This window comes from Kaistella flava (ex Peng et al. 2021), assembly GCF_015191005.1.
GTDB classification, from domain to species: Bacteria; Bacteroidota; Bacteroidia; order Flavobacteriales; family Weeksellaceae; genus Kaistella; species Kaistella flava.
The window spans coordinates 1,880,571-1,897,890 of record NZ_CP040442.1 but is presented as its reverse complement, the minus strand read 5'-3'; the positions used below and the strand labels follow the sequence as shown (position 1 = coordinate 1,897,890).

Genomic DNA, 17,320 nt, shown 5'->3' with positions numbered 1-17,320 from the left:
GTTTTGCAAAATTAGCAAAATAAAAGCCTTGAAATCAATGCGGATATATTATTTTTCATTAATATATCTTAGCTATTTGCAGATAAAATGTTAAGCTATCACCTACTTAAGTTCCGCAATTATTTCCAAAACTTTTTTTGTTTCCGATTCTATTAAAGAGTAATTTTTGTCTGCCATTAATTTTTTACTAAGTAGTTTGCTTCCCATTCCTACTGCAGAAACGCCGGCTGTAAACCAGCTTTGGATATTTTCTTTTGTCGTATCTACGCCACCTGTCGGCATAAAAAGAAGATTTGGAAAAATATCTTTAATACCACTTAAAAAATCTGGCCCCAACATATTTCCAGGAAATAATTTAATGAATTTCACGCCTGCATTTTCAGCAGCAATAATTTCTGTTGGAGTCATACAACCAGGACTGTAAAATAAATCTTTAGCAATTAAAAATGCTGCAACTTCAGGAACAAATCCGGGACTGATGAAAAAGTCAGCACCTGCTTTCAAGAAACTTTCTGCTTGTTCTAGATTTTTAATGGTTCCGATTCCTAACAACAAATCTGGCATTTCAGCATTTCGAACTTCAACCATTTTGGTGAAATTTCTCAAAGCTGCTTCCCCACGATTCGTATATTCTATCGCTCTAACTCCAGCTTTATAAACACTTCTTAAAACTTCTAAAGTTACTTCTTCACTTGCATTAAAGTATAGTGGAAGCATTCCCTGTTTCACAATTGCCTCGGAAACGGATTGGCTATTATTTTTCATATGTAATATTTATTTTTTTAAAGGTCATATGGAATCGCCTAATTTCATCCATGCTTTTTTAGAAAGTTTGCAGATGGCGATTTCATTTTGAATTAAATTTTAACTTTAAAAACAATTTTTTTAATGAGTTCGTCATCTTTACCAATCATTGGTGCATGAACATCTTCTGGATAAAAAATCACAAACTGATTCGCATGAAGCTGGAAAAAAGTTTCTGGCTCATCTAAAAAAAACTGGACATCTTTTTCTGGATTATATTCTCCTTTTGGAGATTTGCAATTTTCTAAAGGTTTCCAACCGATGGTTTCTGTTCCTTTTACACAAACCTGAATATCAATATTTTTCTGATGACACTCAAATTTTTCAAGACTGGTTTGTTTTGATTTACCTGCTTTATTGCTGATAATAACTTTTAAACCTTCTGAAATTTCTATCGTTCCATCAGGTAATTTTGCCAAATTATTCTTTTTTAAATAAGCAAAAGCTTCTGCAAATAAAGGATGTAAACTTGCGTATTTCTGCGCGTTGGTAAGGGTATCTATAATCATAATAAATTATCTAGCAACTCTACCAGAAGAATCTCCACCCATTAATTTCATTACTTCATCAACGGTCACCAAATTGGCGTCACCTTTAATGGTATGTTTCAAACAAGATGCTGCAACAGCGAAATCCAAAGCGTTTTGATCATCATTTGGGTAAGTCAATAATCCGTAGATTAAACCACCCATGAAAGAATCTCCACCACCTACTCTGTCAACAATATCGGTAATTTGATACTGACGGGTTTGCAACATTTCTTTACCGTCATATAAAACTCCAGCCCAAGTATTGTGAGAAGCTGAAATTGAACCTCTTAAAGTGGTAATTACTTTTTTAGCTTTCGGGAATTTCTTCATCATTTGCTGACAAACAGATAAGAAAGCTTCTGCTTTTACATCGTGACCATGAGTTTGCACTGCAGCGCCATCCGGTTTGATACCGAAATGCATTTCTGCGTCTTCTTCATTTCCTAAAATCACGTCACAGTGTGAAGTTAATTCGGTCATGATTGCTTCTCTGTCACCACCATAATTCCATAATTTTGCACGGTAATTTAAATCTGTAGAAATGGTAATTCCCATTTTGCTTGCCACTTTTACAGCTTCTAAACAAACGTCAGCAGAACTTTGAGAAATTGCAGGCGTAATACCAGTCCAGTGGAACCATTCAACTCCTTCGAAAACTTTTTCCCAGTCGATCATTCCAGATTGGATTTCTGACATTGCAGAATGAGCTCTATCGTAAACTACTTTACTTCCTCTACTTACAGCGCCAGTTTCCAGGAAATAAATTCCCAATCGGTCACCTCCCCAAACAATTTTATCTACACCAACCCCTCTTTTACGCATTTCCATCATCGCACATTGTCCGATGTCATTTTTCGGCAAACGGGTTACAAAATCTACAGGAATTCCATAATTCGCTAATGAGACAGCCACATTTGATTCTCCACCACCATACACGACATCAAAGTTATCGGCTTGTGAAAATCTTAAAAATCCTTGAGGAGCTAATCTCAACATGATTTCTCCAAATGTTACTACTTTTTTTGACATTGTTTTATTTTTTATGATTGTTTAATCTTTTGTATAATTTATTTTCTATTTTGATACCCGTAAATTAATGGCTGACTGACAATTTGTAATAATTGACTTTTGCAGAAGAACCTTTATCTGTCGACTGAAAGTAATTGCCAGCTTTAAAATAATTTTCGAAAACACCCCATTTCTTCATGTGGATATTATCGTAAACTTTAAACTCATTATTATTTAGTGAAACAGTTAATTTACCATCAGATACTTTTACTTCTAAAGTGAATCGGCCAAAGCCAACGTCTTCTTTAAAGGTGTATCCTTCATCATCAGTCCACGCATCAGTTTCTAGCATTTCTTCATAGGTAGCATTCAGGTTTTTCAACTCCTTTGTTTTAACCCTGATTTTACCGTCTTGCCAAGAAATTTTTAGTACAGGTGGTGCATTATTATCTTTTTGCCCAATTAAATCTCTTTGTTTGTTTGTGAGCCTACCGTGAATCTGCATGATAATTACTTTATGATATTTCCCTTTACTATCTTTAGTAACATTTCCCATGGCGAGTTCTCCCTTCATTATTCCCCCTTGCTTAAAGGTCCAGTTTTTATCATTATCTCCAGGAACCATTTGTTCTCTTAATTCGGAACGGGAAAATTTTGTATTAGCAGTCGTACCCTCGGTCGGATAAGCATAAAATACTAATGCTCCTGAAATTGAATCATTATACATGTTCTTTTTCAGCAAATCATCTTTTGCGTAATTCAGAATTTCAGGTGGTTCCACATTTAAAACTTTACCGTTTTTTGGATTAATTTCTGGTGTAGTTACGCTCCAGTGACTTAAATCAATTTCTGGAAGTTTGTATTTTTTCTTATTCTTATCCTTTTTCTCTATTTTGTCTGTACTTACATTTTGCGCTGAGCAGGAGATAGAAAAAGTTGTAAAAAATATAATTAAAAATAAAGAACTCAGGGATATTTTATGGATTTTCATAATTATTTAATTTATACTGATTGAAACATCGTCAACTCTAGACTCTGCGATATTATTACTGTCAATCCAAAGACCTATTTTCGTTCTAGCGCCGGTATCAAAAGTAAGTGTTAAAGGAGTAAAGGAGTTAGCATCACTTTGATCATTCCCAGTTGTGGATTTAAAGATTGCAGTGGAGATTTGACTAGCGTTTGTAATTGGATCGGACACTGCTAAGCGCATTTGAGATCCTCCGGGTGAAGTTTTTATCGTATAAAATATAGTTATTGTATAACTTGTATTTGGAGAAACTGTTAATTCCTGATAGGCAACTCGGTTAGAGCCTGCATCAAATTTTGCAGCCTGAGAGCCTGTTCTTACTGGGCTTGAGGTTATTCCAAATATTGCACCGCCAGGAATCCTCCAACAATCTCTACCATCCATATTTGGACCGCAGTTTGAGTCACCATCTTCAAAGCCTGGTTCATGAATAACGGGCAAAATTCCCGCTGGTATTAATGGTTTAACGACTTCTATGGATTTTGTTATAGAATTCGTAGCTCCTAACTTATCTTTTGCAGTTAAAGTCACGTCAAAAGTTCCTTCGTCTGCAAACTTATAGGTCGTATCTAAAGTGGTGACGGTGCTTCCATCTGGGAAATTCCAGACGTAATCAGTTGCACTGGTGGAAAGATTTCCGAACGAAAATATTTTCCATTGATCTAGTCCTCCTTGCCCTTGACTATAATTAAAATCTGCCTTTGGCGGTGTTAAATCTGGCTTCGAGCCTGCTTCTGCAATATCGTATCTAAAATCACAGGCTGAAAAAATTAATAAAAGGAATGACAGTAAAAGTGAGATTTGGGTAATTCTCTTTATATCAAATGTATTTTTCATAATATTAAATTATCTATTATTAATAGCCAGGGTTTTGTTTCATAAGTCCACCGCTAATGTTGATTTCTCTTTGCGGTATGGGCAACAGTAAGTCTGTGGTAGTGAATGAGTAACCATTTGAGGAAGAGTAGGCAGAGAGTACATTTTGAGCTTCATTAAATCGTACCAAGTCAAAAAAACGTTGGTTTTCAAACGCAAACTCTACACGTCTTTCATCTAATAGTTCTTGACGGGTTATAATTCCGTCCGAGTCTGGAAGTAGACCTGCTCTTAATCTTATTTTTGCGAATGAATTTAAAGCAGAACTCGAATTTGTCTCGTTATTTCCTGCCATGATTGCTTCTACATGCATTAGTAAAACATCAGCGTATCGAATAACTATCCAGTCATTACCTGCCATTCTTGGGCTGCTGGCTGTTGCTTGTATTCCAAGTGCAGCATCTGCCACCGGTAAATATTTTACGACTTGGTATTGGGAAGGCTGACTTGGATCTTGTCTATAAGAATAAGGCTTTCTGTTTCCTCCCAATAAGTCAAGAGCAGCGCGAGCCTCATTTGTCACATAATTTACACCACTTGATCTTCCCACAGAATTTAACCATTCTGCGGAGAATCCTTGACTATCTAATTTGTTGTCTGCCACGTAACCAATGGAAAAAATAATTTCCTTATTATTTTCATTAAAAAAGACATCCTTAAAATTGGTTTCTAGGCTATAATTGCTTGCCATTACAGATTCACATAATTGCTGAGCTTCTAAATAATTCGTCTTTAAAGTCAGATATACTTTTGCCAATAGCGCTTGTGCAGCTGCTTTTGAGGCTCTGTTTTTATATGAATTATCCAAAGTTTCAATAGCTGATTTTAAATCACTGACAATAAGTGCATAAATCTGCGCTTGTGGAACCCGGGTAAATTGAACATCTTTTTCATTTATCGAAAGTACATGGTCAACGTAAGGAATATCACCAAATAGACGAACCAAATTAAAATTAGCATACGCTCTCACAAACTTAGCTTCTCCTTCAAATTTTGGACGTGTAGTTTCTGATGCTACGTCTAAATGTGCTAATACTGTATTTGCTCTGAAAATGATATTATAATAACTAATGTAATAATCTGCGACGATACCGTTGGTTGCAACAACAGTATATTTTTCAAACTGGGAAGCTTCACCTTCACTACTTTTAGTTCTAGTATTGTCACTTCGCATTTCCGTTAAATAATATTCAAATTGAACAGCCTGATTTTTTTTATCATCATCTTCTAGTGCATTTGCACCCTGAATTCCATCGTACATGTTAATTACTCCAGCTAAAAGCTGAGATTCGTTCTGGAAATAATTTTCTGCAGATACAGCAGATGTAGGATAAGGCTTTAGGAAATCTTCTCTACATGAACTAGCCATCAGAGCAATAATTACGAATGCGGAAAGTAATTTATATTTTTTCATAACTAATTTTTAAAATTCTAAGTTTAAGCCTAAAGAAATGGTACGGAAAATAGGAGATCCTGCTCTCTGATATCCGTAAGTAGTAGGCGATGTAGTGTTAATTGATTCAGGATTTAAACCCGTGTATCCTTTTGCCATGAAATACATTAGATTCTGTCCCGATGCATAAACTCTTGCGCTATTAATAAAATCAAATTTTGCTACCATGTCTTTTGAGAAATTATATCCTACATTGAGATTTCTCCATGCGATATAGGAAGCATCCTGGATAATAGCATTTGTAAAGATTTTTTCTTTTATGAAGCCTTGATTTGGTGTAGTAACCACATTGTAACTTTGTGCAGAATTAAAATGGTTAAAAATATACTGGTCTCCTATATTTCTCACTTCGGCACCATGACTTCCTTGGAACATAAAACTAATGTTAAAGTTTCCGATCGTGAAATCATTGGTAAAACTCCAGACGAGATCTGGGTAGGGATTTCCTAAAATAGTTTTATCTTCATCATCAATTAATCCGTCGCCATTTAAATCTTTTACATATACATGCTGTGCTTGACCTCCAATTGGGAAATAAGGATTGTTAATGTATTGGGCTGGAATTTCACTATCTACAACCCAACCATAAAATGAGGAGATTGGGTTCCCAACCAAATTTATCCATTCCGCGGCTCTTTTGTCATCAACATTTTGTATTAATCCATTAGAGTCACCAAAATCTAGAAGTTCATTTTTGTTTTTAGAAGCAAGAATGGTGGATGACCATTTGAATTTTTCGGTTGAAATATTTTTCGTTCGTATTTCTACTTCTAATCCGCTATTTCTTACTTTCCCCAGATTGGCGATTGCGTTGGTGAATCCTGTAGTTCCGGAGATTGGATTGTTTAGTAGTAGTTGATCACTTGTTCGTTGATAGATATCAAAGGATCCGCTAATTTTATTCTTAAATAAGCCATAGTCTAATCCAAAATCTAATTCCTGAGAACGTTCCCATTGCAAAAATGGATTGGAGATATTTAAAGGATTATATCCGTTTACTGGTGCATTATTTATTATTGCTGTAGATGAATTAAGTAAGGATAGGGACGGGTAATATTGTATCAAATAACCATCTTGACCTTCTATTCTTAAATCTTTATTTCCAGTAAAACCGTAACTAGCTCTTAATTTTAAGTTACTAATTACTTTACTGCTCTGTAAAAAATTTTCTTTACTTACTGCCCAACCTACAGATGCTGCCGGGAAATTACCATACTTGTTATTTTCGCCGAAGATAGAACTTCCATCTTTTCGGAAACTTACAGAAAGCAGATACTTATTGTTATATGCGTAATTCAATCTGGAGTAATAACTAAGCAAAGCCTCTTCATACTCGTAAGATCTTCCACCAAGAGATACAGATCCAGCTTGTATGGTCTGGATTAAATCAGAGGTATATCCTGCGGCAGAAACTTCATTACCATTGGTTTGCCAATGTTCTGCAGAGACTCCGGCAACTGCTGTAATATCATGATTTCCAAAACTTTTGTCATAAGTGAAATAATTTTCTGTCACCAAATGTATAGTATTGGCGCTTCCCAAGTCTAACTGTGCTGAAGAAGCCAGTAAATCTGCTTTAATTCCTTGCCAACGTCGGACATCTGTGTTTTGAAAATCGCCGCCAACTACTGCTCTGAATTTTAAATCATCCAGTATACTGTATTCTCCATACATACTCCCAAACATTTTAAATTTTTGCTGGGTTCTATTTTTTTCTAAAATTTTTGCTGCAGGATTGGTATTGCTAGTGTCACTTATGCTTGTACCACCAGTTGCAACAGGCATCCCAGTAACCAAATCAAAGTTATCAAACATTCTCTGTTGTGCATAATCTCCAATTTTGACATTTGCGTACTTACCATTATCTCTCAACCTGTTCACAAATTGAATAGAGTGTGCATCGAGATAAACTGGTAACCAGGGTGCTTGTCGTAAAACATCATGAGTTGAACCGTCAAATCTCCTGGTATTGGTGTAAGAAGGAGATAAATTAAATCCAATCTTGAATTTATCGCTAATTTTGGTGTCTAATTTAAAACTGAAACTATACTTTTTAAAATCATCTGTTAAAAGTACCCCTTCATCATGAACATATCCTAAAGAGGAGCTGAACTTCGTGCTTTTGCTTCCTCCTCTAGCGCTGATGGTATGACTTTCGATTGTACCGCCATCAAAAATAACATCCTGCCAATCGGTATTTATTCCTAATCTTTGAATGTACTGTGTTCTTGCGGAAAGAGCACCTGTTTCAGCAAGTTCTCTAGCAGCTGTTCCAGCAATGTCATAAGTGTAAGCATCGCTGTGATAAGCGCTTTTAACTCCGAAGAAAGTATTGTATGAAAATTTAGTTTTTCCGTCTTTACCCTGTTTTGTCGTTATTAAAATAACACCATTACCACCACGTGATCCATAAATCGCAGAAGAGGCCGCATCTTTTAAAACTTCAAATGAAGCGACATTGTTCATGTCTAAAGATCCTAAATAGTCGTTATCTACAACAAGGCCATCTACGACGATTAAAGGATCAGATGATCCAGAAATGGAACCAGTTCCTCTAATTCTAATTGTAGGCGAAGAACCTGCTTCACCTTCAATTGCTTGTACATTTACGCCAGCGACTTGCCCTACTAAAGCATCATCTACTCTGGACACAGCAATCTGATCCAAGTCTTTGTTTTCGACCTTTGAGATAGCACCTGTTAAGTGACTTTTCTTTTGAGAACCATATCCTATAATAATAACTTCGTCTATTTTCTTCTCCTTTACTAATGTATCAGGGATTTTCACCTGAGCCGTTACGAGTGTACCAAATAGTAGAAAGACAACTGCAACGGATAATTTGTTGTTCATAAGAATTAGATTTTTTTTAATTTAATTGGGTTACCAAACTGACTAACCAAACTGGTAAACCAAATATACAGCTATTTTCGGGCACTGCAAAATTTTTTAATAGCTTTTTTTTGGAAATATCTCATTTTATATTCGCTACTGGCGTAAAGTATTGTTGATCAGATTATTTGTCCATGAAATCTTCCCTGATTGGGCTAAAAACATCGATTAAAATTCCTCCTTTTGTGCACGTAGCTCCATGAAGCACATGTGGCGGAATGTATACTGAATCACCCTTGCTTACCGTTTTTGTTACGCCACCGATAGTGAATTCAAATTCTCCGCTTGCGACGTAAGTTGTTTGGGAATGATGGTGCTCATGCTCATATCCAATTCCACCCGTTTTAAAATCTACTTTGACAAGCATAATTTTGTCATCATAGCCCATTATTTTTCGTTGAACGCCTTCTCCAACTTTTTCCCATTCTTGTTCTGCATCTAACAAAAATTCTTTACTTGCTCCAAAATTTTTCATAATGTTTATTTTTATTAATTATTAATTATTAATTATTGTAAAAGGACCAGTCCATTTATAATCCTTTTCGTTGATTTTTATTTGATGTTGGCTGTATTTATCGGCATCATTGAATGCGAAGATGAAATTTGAAGATTCACCATCTTTATTTTCTATCCTCACCGATGCATAATTTTCATCCTGATAAATGATGTCTAACTTTTTGATAGTACTATACGTGTTAGTTCCAATCTCGGTTACAGGATCGTAATTGCCATGTATTTCTATTGCTGAAACAAAATAAGTGTCTTTAGTATCTTGTTTGCGAATGATAATTGCAGGATCATTTCTTAAATTAAAGTCTGGATCATTTGCTCCAATTCTTGCGAAAATTAACTTATCATTATTAGAAATGACAGAGGTCATACTATAAAAACGGTCTTTATTAAACCAGGATATTTTTATATTATCATCCACTTGGGAACCTTCACCTTCTTTCCATAAATGTTGGTAGCCATTTTTTGTTCCTAGGGGCGACAATGTTTGTGGCGACATATATTTAAAATTTGTTGACACGATCTGACCGAAGTAATAATAGGGCAAATCATATTGATTATTGGTTTTAGATTTAATCTTTATAATATCCAGCAGAAAAGGATTTTCAAAACTTCCTTCTTTAATTAGTGCCAGTACGCGCTGCAATTCTGTTCCTGGATAGGCATTTGTTTCTTTTGCACTAACTACCTGCAATTTTGGATTGGAGGCATCAAATACATATTTTTCCGAATGAAACTGATCTCCTGTTTCGTAATCACCACTAAAATGGGAGGTTTCATTTTGAGTGATGGTATTGTGTGCGATACTTTGCTTTGCCCAGGTTTTATTTTCTTTTAAATAATTTCCACCTCCTTTCTGCTGAATATTGACGAATCTGGATAAACCGTAATCTTGTAAAACTTCATTTCCACCTTCATAAAAAGAGAAAGATAGTTTATCATAATGACCATGACTGCTGCCTTGAGCTGTATACTTCATGACTAATGTCAAATCTTCTTTCGATCCTTTACTTCTCAAAATTCCGACACCACCCTGATCTCCTTTTGGGCCATCTGAATATTCCACTGAGATTTTCTCTAAAGGTGTTGCTAGTCCTTCATGAATTGCTTTAGCCACAGCAAATCCTGCATCATCTAATGTCACTTCACCTTGTTTTTGTGCAATTGAAAGCAATCCAGAATCTTTTCCGCCAAATAAATACGCGGCATCAAGAGAAAATACTAATTCCCGGGAATAATATGACATTCCTTTTTGTCCGTCATTTAGTGGAAAAAATTTCCCATCTGAATCTGTTAAATTTAATAAGGTGTTTAACGATTTTAATAAAACACCATTTTTATAATCAAAAACCTTTAATTTTGGTTTTTTATTTTGAAGAGCTTCTGCGAAAACTATATAAGGATACATCGCATATCTTTGATAATAAGGTCCTTCGGTGAAGTAGCCGTCTGGTGAAAAGGGCTCTTCGATATTTGCGAAAAACCCCGCTTTTTGTCCTGGTTTTTTTAATAATCCACCGTCATTGTCTTTTTCACCAGGTTTTATGCCGTCGTTTTTCATTCCATATAAGGCACGGTCAATCAATTTATTATTATTCATTGCTAAACCAATCATGCCTACTGCTACATTTGCCCAAGTACTGTGATTGTGAATTCTATTAAAAAATTTAGGATTTTCCAAAGAAATAAAATCTGCTAACGGACAGAACAAATTTGTTTCTAACCGTTTCCGTTCGACTGGACTTAAATAGTCATAGATGCAGTCATAAGCCTGACTTGTATAAACTAACCAATTGGCATCATTCAGAGCTTGCCAGAAAAATTTACCTCTTGCGTAAGATCTTGTTTGAGGATGAAGGGGTAGTGTAGGATACATTTTTTCATATTGAAAAAGCATATTTTTAACATATTCTGCGTACTTGTCTTGATTTAAAATCTGATACAAAAGGCCGGCTTTCTGCATCATCATAAAGTTCTTTTTATGGCGTTCGTGCGTGTAGCCTCCAGAGTAATCCTTCGGGATTGGTACTTCGATTCCGTTTAAAATTTCTGCATCAACTTGTGCTTTTGCATTAGAAACTGACTCATCGAAAAGAGGGAATTTACCCAAATTGGCGCGAATTTCGGCAACGCCTTTTTTTGTTAAAATTAAAGAGGGATGTTCTTGGGCAGAATTATATTGATATAGTAAAATACAAAATAGACAAAAAAAAGCCTTTATATAGGATGAAAATTTATGCATCATTATTTTTTTCTAAATTAAACTGATTTTCATTTCGTCAGTAGTTTATCCTTTTTAAAGGAGAATTTTCATTAAGTTCAAATTATTTTAATTAACAACGAACTAAAACCAAAAACGTCTTATAGATATTGGTTTACCAATTTGGTTTACCAAATATAGGAAATTTTTTTAATTCACGAATGATGTGATTTCTTTTTTTAGAATCACTTTTGAGACGCTTTCTAATGGAATAACGTACTTTTTGTTATCCATCATTATGCTGTAATTGGAATAGAAGTAAATATTTAGTTTTTTAATAGGAAATTGTTTACTCGGAATAAGTGATAAAATTGTATTGGAAATAAATGATCATCCAAATTTGTAGTGGACTAAAGTTATCATTTGTATAAAGACAAGGTTTTTAACATGGTGTTTTCTTATTTTCGAAATTAGAAGAAAGCTGAAGAAAACTCAATATGTTATTGTCTATTATTCTTTTGTAATTTGAAATAAAGTTTCGATGTACCATTCGGTTAACCTATATCTTAATATTAAAAATTCTTAGATGCATAAAGGTTTAAATGTTATTATACTAAACTCATAATAGATGTGCATTCCATTTGTGTATTTAATAAACTATAACTATATTTGGTAAACCAAAGTGGTTATCCAATTTGATTAATCTAATAGTGGTGTTTGATTTTTTTGTGAAAGTGTAAACATCAAGTAATCATCAAAGAATAACAATCCACTATGATTGCCAGAAAAAAAATTATTACAAAAGCTGCCATGGCAAATTTGCTCCGTGTTGTCGACTTTTATTTATCTAAAATATTACAGTTTTTAGATTATAAGACGCTTGGTGAAATGGTCGCCGAAATGCGATTTTCGGGTGTAGATCTTACGGTTAGTCTAGGTGGATATGTTTTGCCAGAACGTGTAAAAACCGATTTACCATTTGCTGTAGATGTTATCAGAAAAATCTACGTAAAGTGCGAATTGATTAGAACCAACACAGAAAATGTAAATAGCCCACTTGATGTGCCTATTTTAGAAAGTGCTTCTCTCTCAAAAATTCCTTATTACAGAAAATATTGGTTTAAATACAAAGAAGGTATTTCCATGGAAGATTTGCAGACCATTTAAAAATTATGTAAAGAAGACTATTATTAAATTAAACCAATTTTAAAAATTAAATTTTAACAATGAAAAAGATCATTTCTATTTTAAGTTTACTGATTTTAATATTTTCTACCAATCAGTTGGCTTTTGCAAATACCGTTATTAGTACAAGAAATATTAAAGTAAATAACATAAAGGAGCTGAACAGCGCCATAAAAAATTCAACTGCGGGTGATAATATTATTTTAGTAAATGGCATCTGGAAAGATGTTCAAATTAAATTTTATGGCAATGGTACCAAAGAAAATCCAATTACTTTAAGAGCCGAAACACCTGGAAAAGTATTTATTGAAGGTGCTTCTGATTTAAAATTTGGAGGAAACTATTTAGTAGTGCGAGATTTGCACTTCAGAAACGGTCATACGCCTTCAAAGGCAGTTGTCCAGTTCAAAATTAACAATGATTCTATTGCCAACAATTGCAAGTTCACACAATGTGTAATCGACGAATTTACCCAACCGGACAGAGATGTAAGCGACCATTGGATTGAATTTTGGGGAAGACATAACGAACTGAGTAGTTGTTATATTACTGGAAAATCTAATTTTGGTCCGACAGTTCGGGTTTTGCTTGATGGTAATGAGAATGTTTACAATTACCACCAAATAGTTAATAATTATTTTGGTCCACGTCCGCGGAAAGGTGGTCCACATGGAGAAACAATTCAAATTGGCGATAGTGAAACCTCTATGACACCTTCTTACACTAAAGTGTACAAAAATTTATTCGAACATTGCAACGGAGAAGTAGAAGTAATTTCAAATAAATCTAACTTCAATGAATACAGAAATAATGTGTTCTTTGAATCAGAAGGTTCATTGGTAATAAGACATGGAAATTATAATATAGTAGATAGTAACGTTTTTATAGGAAATGACAATTCCGATCAGATTGGAGGAATTCGAGTTGTGAACACCGGACACTGGATCACGAACAACTATTTTTATAAAATAAATGGCGAAATGTTCCGTAGCGCCATTTCCATAATGAACGGAATTCCTAAATCATCTTTAAATAGATACAATCAAGTGACTGATGTAGTGGTTGCATACAATTCTTTTATAGACAGCAAATCACCGTGGCAATTGAGCGTTGGTTCAAACGTTAGTCAAAGTGGAGTTTTGCCGAAATCTGAAATTCGTTCTGCCCGACCTGAGCGAGTACTCTTTGCTAATAATTTAATTTACAACGAATTACCAGAAATGAATCCTATTGTAAATTTTGATAAAGTGGATGGTGTAACATTTAAAAATAACTTTATCAATAATGAAAACAAAAGCGAAGTAAAACCTGCAGGTTTAATTACTAAAGATTTTGGAGTCACCAAAGTATCTGATGATTTGTTTACTTTAAAAGAAAATAACACTGATTTATATCATGGTTTTGATTTTGAAAATATTACCAAAGACCTTTTTGGAAATAGCAGAACTGCTACTAATAACAGCGTAGGCGCAATCGTAAATCCGATAAAAGGAAATCCTATATTAGTTGACAGAAGTAATTACGGAACAAATTGGTACGAAGTTAATAAACCAAAAGCTCCAGCTAATATAATTTCAGTTTCAACGTCCGAGGAATTGATAAAAAAATTAGACAAAGCCAATTCTGGCGATATTATTTTGCTAAAAAGTGGTACTTATAAATTATCTTCTTCGTTGGCTATTAACAAAGAAATTACGATTGCTTCAAGTAACAAAAAAAGTAAAGCAAAGCTTGTTTTCTCTTCGAAGAAAACTGCTTTCGAAATGCAACCTAAAGGAAATTTAATTTTAAAAGACGTTATCCTTACTGGAAATAAAACTCAAAATGCATTTACAACTTTAGATAAATTAATGAGCAAAGCCTATGATATTTCTATTGAAAATTCTGAAATATCTAATTTTAAAAGTGTTTTAGAAGTTTCTAAAGGTTCATTTGCAGATAATATTTCAGTTGTAAATTCTAAAATTAGCGATTGTGAAAATGGATTTATGCTCAACAAAGAAAAAAATGACGGCGGAGATTATAATGCCGAGTTTGTGACTTTTACTAATTCTAAATTTGCTAATATTCCAGGTGTTGTTTTAGATTACTATCGTGGTGGTTATGACGAATCAACTATTGGTGGAAATCTAAAAATGGAAGGGAATACTTTTACTAACTGTGGAAAAGCGCAGCCAGAAAACATTTTAATTAAAAACACAGGGATCGTATATGTAACTATTGCAAATAATATTTTTAAAAATAATCCTGTAAAAACAATTGCAATTTTATGGGGTGAAAAAGGACAAAAGCCAGGGAAAAATACCATTGAAAATTCAGGTGAATTTAAGGTTGTTCAGAACTTAGAAATGAAATTAATGTACTAAAATTAGTATAACGGCTTTGCCACGAATACACGAATGTTATAAATTCGTTCATTCGTGGCATTTTTCAAAAAATAGAACAAGTTTTACAAGGGTATTTTTAAATTAAATTCTAGTCAATAAATTATAAAATGAAGTGTTCAAAATTTTTTCTCTTTGTCCTTAGTTGTGTAATTTCACTTAATATTTTTGGACAAAAAATCCCTTCTGAAAAAGTTCTTGCAATCAATGATTTAGTAAATTATTTAAAACCGGAAGTCGTTCAGGAATTAGGTGGTGCAAAAGCCATTACCAATGCCAAATTAGCGCAGTATTTTAGAGATAAATTCGCTGAACGTTATTTCTATGATTGGAAAAACAATGATGCGCGATTCAAAGAATACAATACTATTTATCCAAATGCTAAAAGCGCTCACACCAACAATGCTTTAGATCACATGGCAAAATTCGGTGCCGTTACACCGTGGAAACTTCCCTTTAATTATCAAAACGGAGAACCAGTTAATGCGTATGCTTTGCGTCATTTGGCACGCCAACACAAAATGGTAGATATTGCTTTTTATTATAATTATCAAAATAAAGATACAGAATATCTTAACTATTTTAAGGACCAGTTAAAATCATTAAACACCTCATTGGTTGCAAACAAATATGAAACTATTGATGATGGTAATGGAGTTTATGAAGCATTTCGTTCCGGTTATCGGATACTCAATTGGTTGGAAATTCACAATTTATTTTTGGGAGAAAAAGATTATTCAGACTTTGATCAATTGTTAACGATTGCCACTTTGCTACAACACGCATCAAATTTGTATAAAACCAATGCTGAATTTGTACCGGGAAATCATCAAACCAGAGGAATGTCGGCGTTGGCGATGGTTTCTATTTTGTTCCGGGATTTTAAAGATTCAGATCAGTGGAATAAACGTGCAATGAGTACAATACAGGAACATTTATCTAGAGAAATTAATAAAGATGGCTTTCAATTTGAGCGTTCTGTGCATTATCATATAAGTGATATCGACAATTATTTCTATGTCTATCAACTTTCTAAAAATAATAATGTTAAAATTGATCCTCTTTGGGAATCAAAATTAAGATCTTTGTTTGAAACTTTACCTAAAATCGCATATCCAGATAAATCAGCGCCAGTATTTTCAGATGATACCAATAATCCTTGGGCTGAAAAAAATAATATTTCGGGTGCTTTAACTTTAGGTTATTTGCTTTTTGAAGATCCGGAAATGGGTTATTTTGCCAATAATTATGTTCCATCAGGCATATATTGGTTTTTAAATGATGCCCAACTTAAACTGCTTAATAATATAAAAACGAAAACTCCGGATTTCAAATCGGTTTCTTTCCCCGAAACCGGCTATTACATTATGCGCGAAGGTTGGAAAAAAGACGATAAAGTAATGGCTATTTCCAATGGACTTGATCCGTTCAAACCTGATCATCAGCACGGTGATATGTTGGGCATCCAAGCGATGGCGAACGGACAGGTTATTTTACCTAATTATCAAGTACGTTATTCGCTAAAAGATTATGAATTTTTCAAAAATTCTATGGTCAAAAATGTGGCTTTGGTAGATAATGAATTACAAGGAAAAGGATATGGAGGAAATCAAGGCGGAAGTGGTTTTGGGAAATTCAAATCCTTACCACAACCTAAAAACATTACATGGAATACAAACAATAATTTAGACTTGTATATCGGTAGCCACAACGGTTTCGAAAACGTGGGCGTTAAATACTCTCGACAAGTCATTTATTTAAGAAACGATTTTTGGATTGTAAAAGACAATTTCAGTTCGAGTGCGCCACACACCTACAAACAGGTTTGGCAAGGACACTATAGTTTAGAGAATGCGCCCGATTTATTACGTGCCACTTTTGCAGATGGTTCCGGAAGTGATATTTACCAATTGAAATCTGCGAATTCCGTTATTTCTTCAGGCAAGGACGGAAAACAATGGAATGTGGTTTCTAAAAATAAACAATCCAATTATAGTTTTATTTCTACTATTGTTCCATTTAAAACTTTTGATCAACGCATAGACAAAGACAAAAAAAATCCGAAAATAAAAGATTGGGATATCAATGATTCCAAATGGAAAATTGACGGAGCACAGCCAATTTCAGTAACTAAAGAGAATCTTGCCCTCTTCTTTTCAGTGAAAAATGTGGCAAAAGATAATATTCAATTGAATTTTGCAGAAGAAGCCGATGTTTTTGTAAAACTGGAAACAAACAAAATAAGCATTCAATCGTTAAGCGAAAATGATTTAAAAATGAATTTTATAAATTTGAATACTAAGAAATCAATCATCTTTAAACCTGGCGAACAGATTGAGTTTGAAATTAAATAGAAGAAAAAAAAGTGTCTCAATATTTAAATTGAACATCTGAGATTCATAAATTTTAAACACGTGCTAGGACAGGAGACGATTAAAAAATCGTAATAAA

General features: G+C 34.0%; 12 protein-coding genes. 3 read left to right on the top strand and 9 right to left on the bottom strand.

Translation table 11 applies throughout. The features are described from left to right. Positions 1–102 precede the first annotated feature (102 nt). The 9 genes from Q73A0000_RS08630 to Q73A0000_RS08590 form a co-directional block, all read right to left on the bottom strand. Positions 103–765 carry a bifunctional 4-hydroxy-2-oxoglutarate aldolase/2-dehydro-3-deoxy-phosphogluconate aldolase gene (locus tag Q73A0000_RS08630; protein WP_193810577.1) on the bottom strand — a complete coding sequence of 221 codons (663 nt, stop codon included), beginning with the start codon at positions 763–765 and terminating at the stop codon, positions 103–105. Between the two features lie 92 nt (positions 766–857). Then, positions 858–1,313, bottom strand: coding sequence for a YhcH/YjgK/YiaL family protein (locus Q73A0000_RS08625; RefSeq protein WP_193810576.1), 456 nt, complete (start codon positions 1,311–1,313; stop codon positions 858–860). A 6-nt stretch (positions 1,314–1,319) separates the two neighbouring features. After that, complete coding sequence (locus tag Q73A0000_RS08620) at positions 1,320–2,363, bottom strand: sugar kinase (RefSeq protein ID WP_193810575.1); 1,044 nt, start codon at positions 2,361–2,363, stop codon at positions 1,320–1,322. A 64-nt stretch (positions 2,364–2,427) separates the two neighbouring features. Further along, on the bottom strand, positions 2,428–3,333 hold the full coding sequence (locus tag Q73A0000_RS08615; protein WP_193810574.1) for a polysaccharide lyase family 7 protein: 906 nt from the start codon (positions 3,331–3,333) through the stop codon (positions 2,428–2,430). Positions 3,334–3,339: 6 nt separating this feature from the next. After that, positions 3,340–4,209, bottom strand: coding sequence for a PKD domain-containing protein (locus Q73A0000_RS08610; protein WP_193810573.1), 870 nt, complete (start codon positions 4,207–4,209; stop codon positions 3,340–3,342). Between the two features lie 19 nt (positions 4,210–4,228). Continuing rightward, the gene (locus Q73A0000_RS08605) at positions 4,229–5,662 is read right to left on the bottom strand and encodes a RagB/SusD family nutrient uptake outer membrane protein (protein ID WP_193810572.1); all 1,434 of its coding nucleotides are present in this window, start codon (positions 5,660–5,662) and stop codon (positions 4,229–4,231) included. Positions 5,663–5,671: 9 nt separating this feature from the next. Further along, on the bottom strand, positions 5,672–8,551 hold the full coding sequence (locus tag Q73A0000_RS08600) for a SusC/RagA family TonB-linked outer membrane protein (protein WP_193810571.1): 2,880 nt from the start codon (positions 8,549–8,551) through the stop codon (positions 5,672–5,674). A 163-nt stretch (positions 8,552–8,714) separates the two neighbouring features. Further along, positions 8,715–9,065 carry a cupin domain-containing protein gene (locus Q73A0000_RS08595; protein ID WP_193810570.1) on the bottom strand — a complete coding sequence of 117 codons (351 nt, stop codon included), beginning with the start codon at positions 9,063–9,065 and terminating at the stop codon, positions 8,715–8,717. 21 nt (positions 9,066–9,086) lie between these two features. Then, complete coding sequence (locus Q73A0000_RS08590; RefSeq protein ID WP_193810569.1) at positions 9,087–11,345, bottom strand: heparinase II/III family protein; 2,259 nt, start codon at positions 11,343–11,345, stop codon at positions 9,087–9,089. Between the two features lie 765 nt (positions 11,346–12,110). Between Q73A0000_RS08590 and Q73A0000_RS08585 the strand changes: the two genes are divergently transcribed. From Q73A0000_RS08585 to Q73A0000_RS08575, 3 genes are all read left to right on the top strand, one after another. Further along, positions 12,111–12,467 (top strand): hypothetical protein, encoded by a 357-nt coding sequence (locus Q73A0000_RS08585; protein WP_208458767.1) that lies wholly within the window; start codon positions 12,111–12,113, stop codon positions 12,465–12,467. A 59-nt stretch (positions 12,468–12,526) separates the two neighbouring features. After that, positions 12,527–14,851: a chondroitinase-B domain-containing protein gene (locus Q73A0000_RS08580; RefSeq protein WP_193810567.1), complete on the top strand. Its 2,325-nt coding sequence runs from the start codon at positions 12,527–12,529 to the stop codon at positions 14,849–14,851. Positions 14,852–14,979: 128 nt separating this feature from the next. Next, entirely contained in the window at positions 14,980–17,223 is a 2,244-nt protein-coding gene (locus Q73A0000_RS08575; RefSeq protein WP_193810566.1) for a heparinase II/III family protein, read from the top strand. The last annotated feature ends 97 nt before the right edge of the window (positions 17,224–17,320 follow it).

Bases quoted from the DNA above. Each gene is read 5' to 3' on its own strand.
- Q73A0000_RS08605 (WP_193810572.1), bottom strand. From the start codon at position 5,662: ATGAAAAAATATAAATTACTTTCCGCATTCGTAATTATTGCTCTGATG.
- Q73A0000_RS08620 (WP_193810575.1), bottom strand. From the start codon at position 2,363: ATGTCAAAAAAAGTAGTAACATTTGGAGAAATCATGTTGAGATTAGCT.
- Q73A0000_RS08630 (WP_193810577.1), bottom strand. From the start codon at position 765: ATGAAAAATAATAGCCAATCCGTTTCCGAGGCAATTGTGAAACAGGGA.
- Q73A0000_RS08580 (WP_193810567.1), top strand. From the start codon at position 12,527: ATGAAAAAGATCATTTCTATTTTAAGTTTACTGATTTTAATATTTTCT.
- Q73A0000_RS08575 (WP_193810566.1), top strand. From the start codon at position 14,980: ATGAAGTGTTCAAAATTTTTTCTCTTTGTCCTTAGTTGTGTAATTTCA.
- Q73A0000_RS08595 (WP_193810570.1), bottom strand. From the start codon at position 9,065: ATGAAAAATTTTGGAGCAAGTAAAGAATTTTTGTTAGATGCAGAACAA.
- Q73A0000_RS08610 (WP_193810573.1), bottom strand. From the start codon at position 4,209: ATGAAAAATACATTTGATATAAAGAGAATTACCCAAATCTCACTTTTA.
- Q73A0000_RS08585 (WP_208458767.1), top strand. From the start codon at position 12,111: ATGGCAAATTTGCTCCGTGTTGTCGACTTTTATTTATCTAAAATATTA.
- Q73A0000_RS08600 (WP_193810571.1), bottom strand. From the start codon at position 8,551: ATGAACAACAAATTATCCGTTGCAGTTGTCTTTCTACTATTTGGTACA.
- Q73A0000_RS08590 (WP_193810569.1), bottom strand. From the start codon at position 11,345: ATGATGCATAAATTTTCATCCTATATAAAGGCTTTTTTTTGTCTATTT.
- Q73A0000_RS08625 (WP_193810576.1), bottom strand. From the start codon at position 1,313: ATGATTATAGATACCCTTACCAACGCGCAGAAATACGCAAGTTTACAT.
- Q73A0000_RS08615 (WP_193810574.1), bottom strand. From the start codon at position 3,333: ATGAAAATCCATAAAATATCCCTGAGTTCTTTATTTTTAATTATATTT.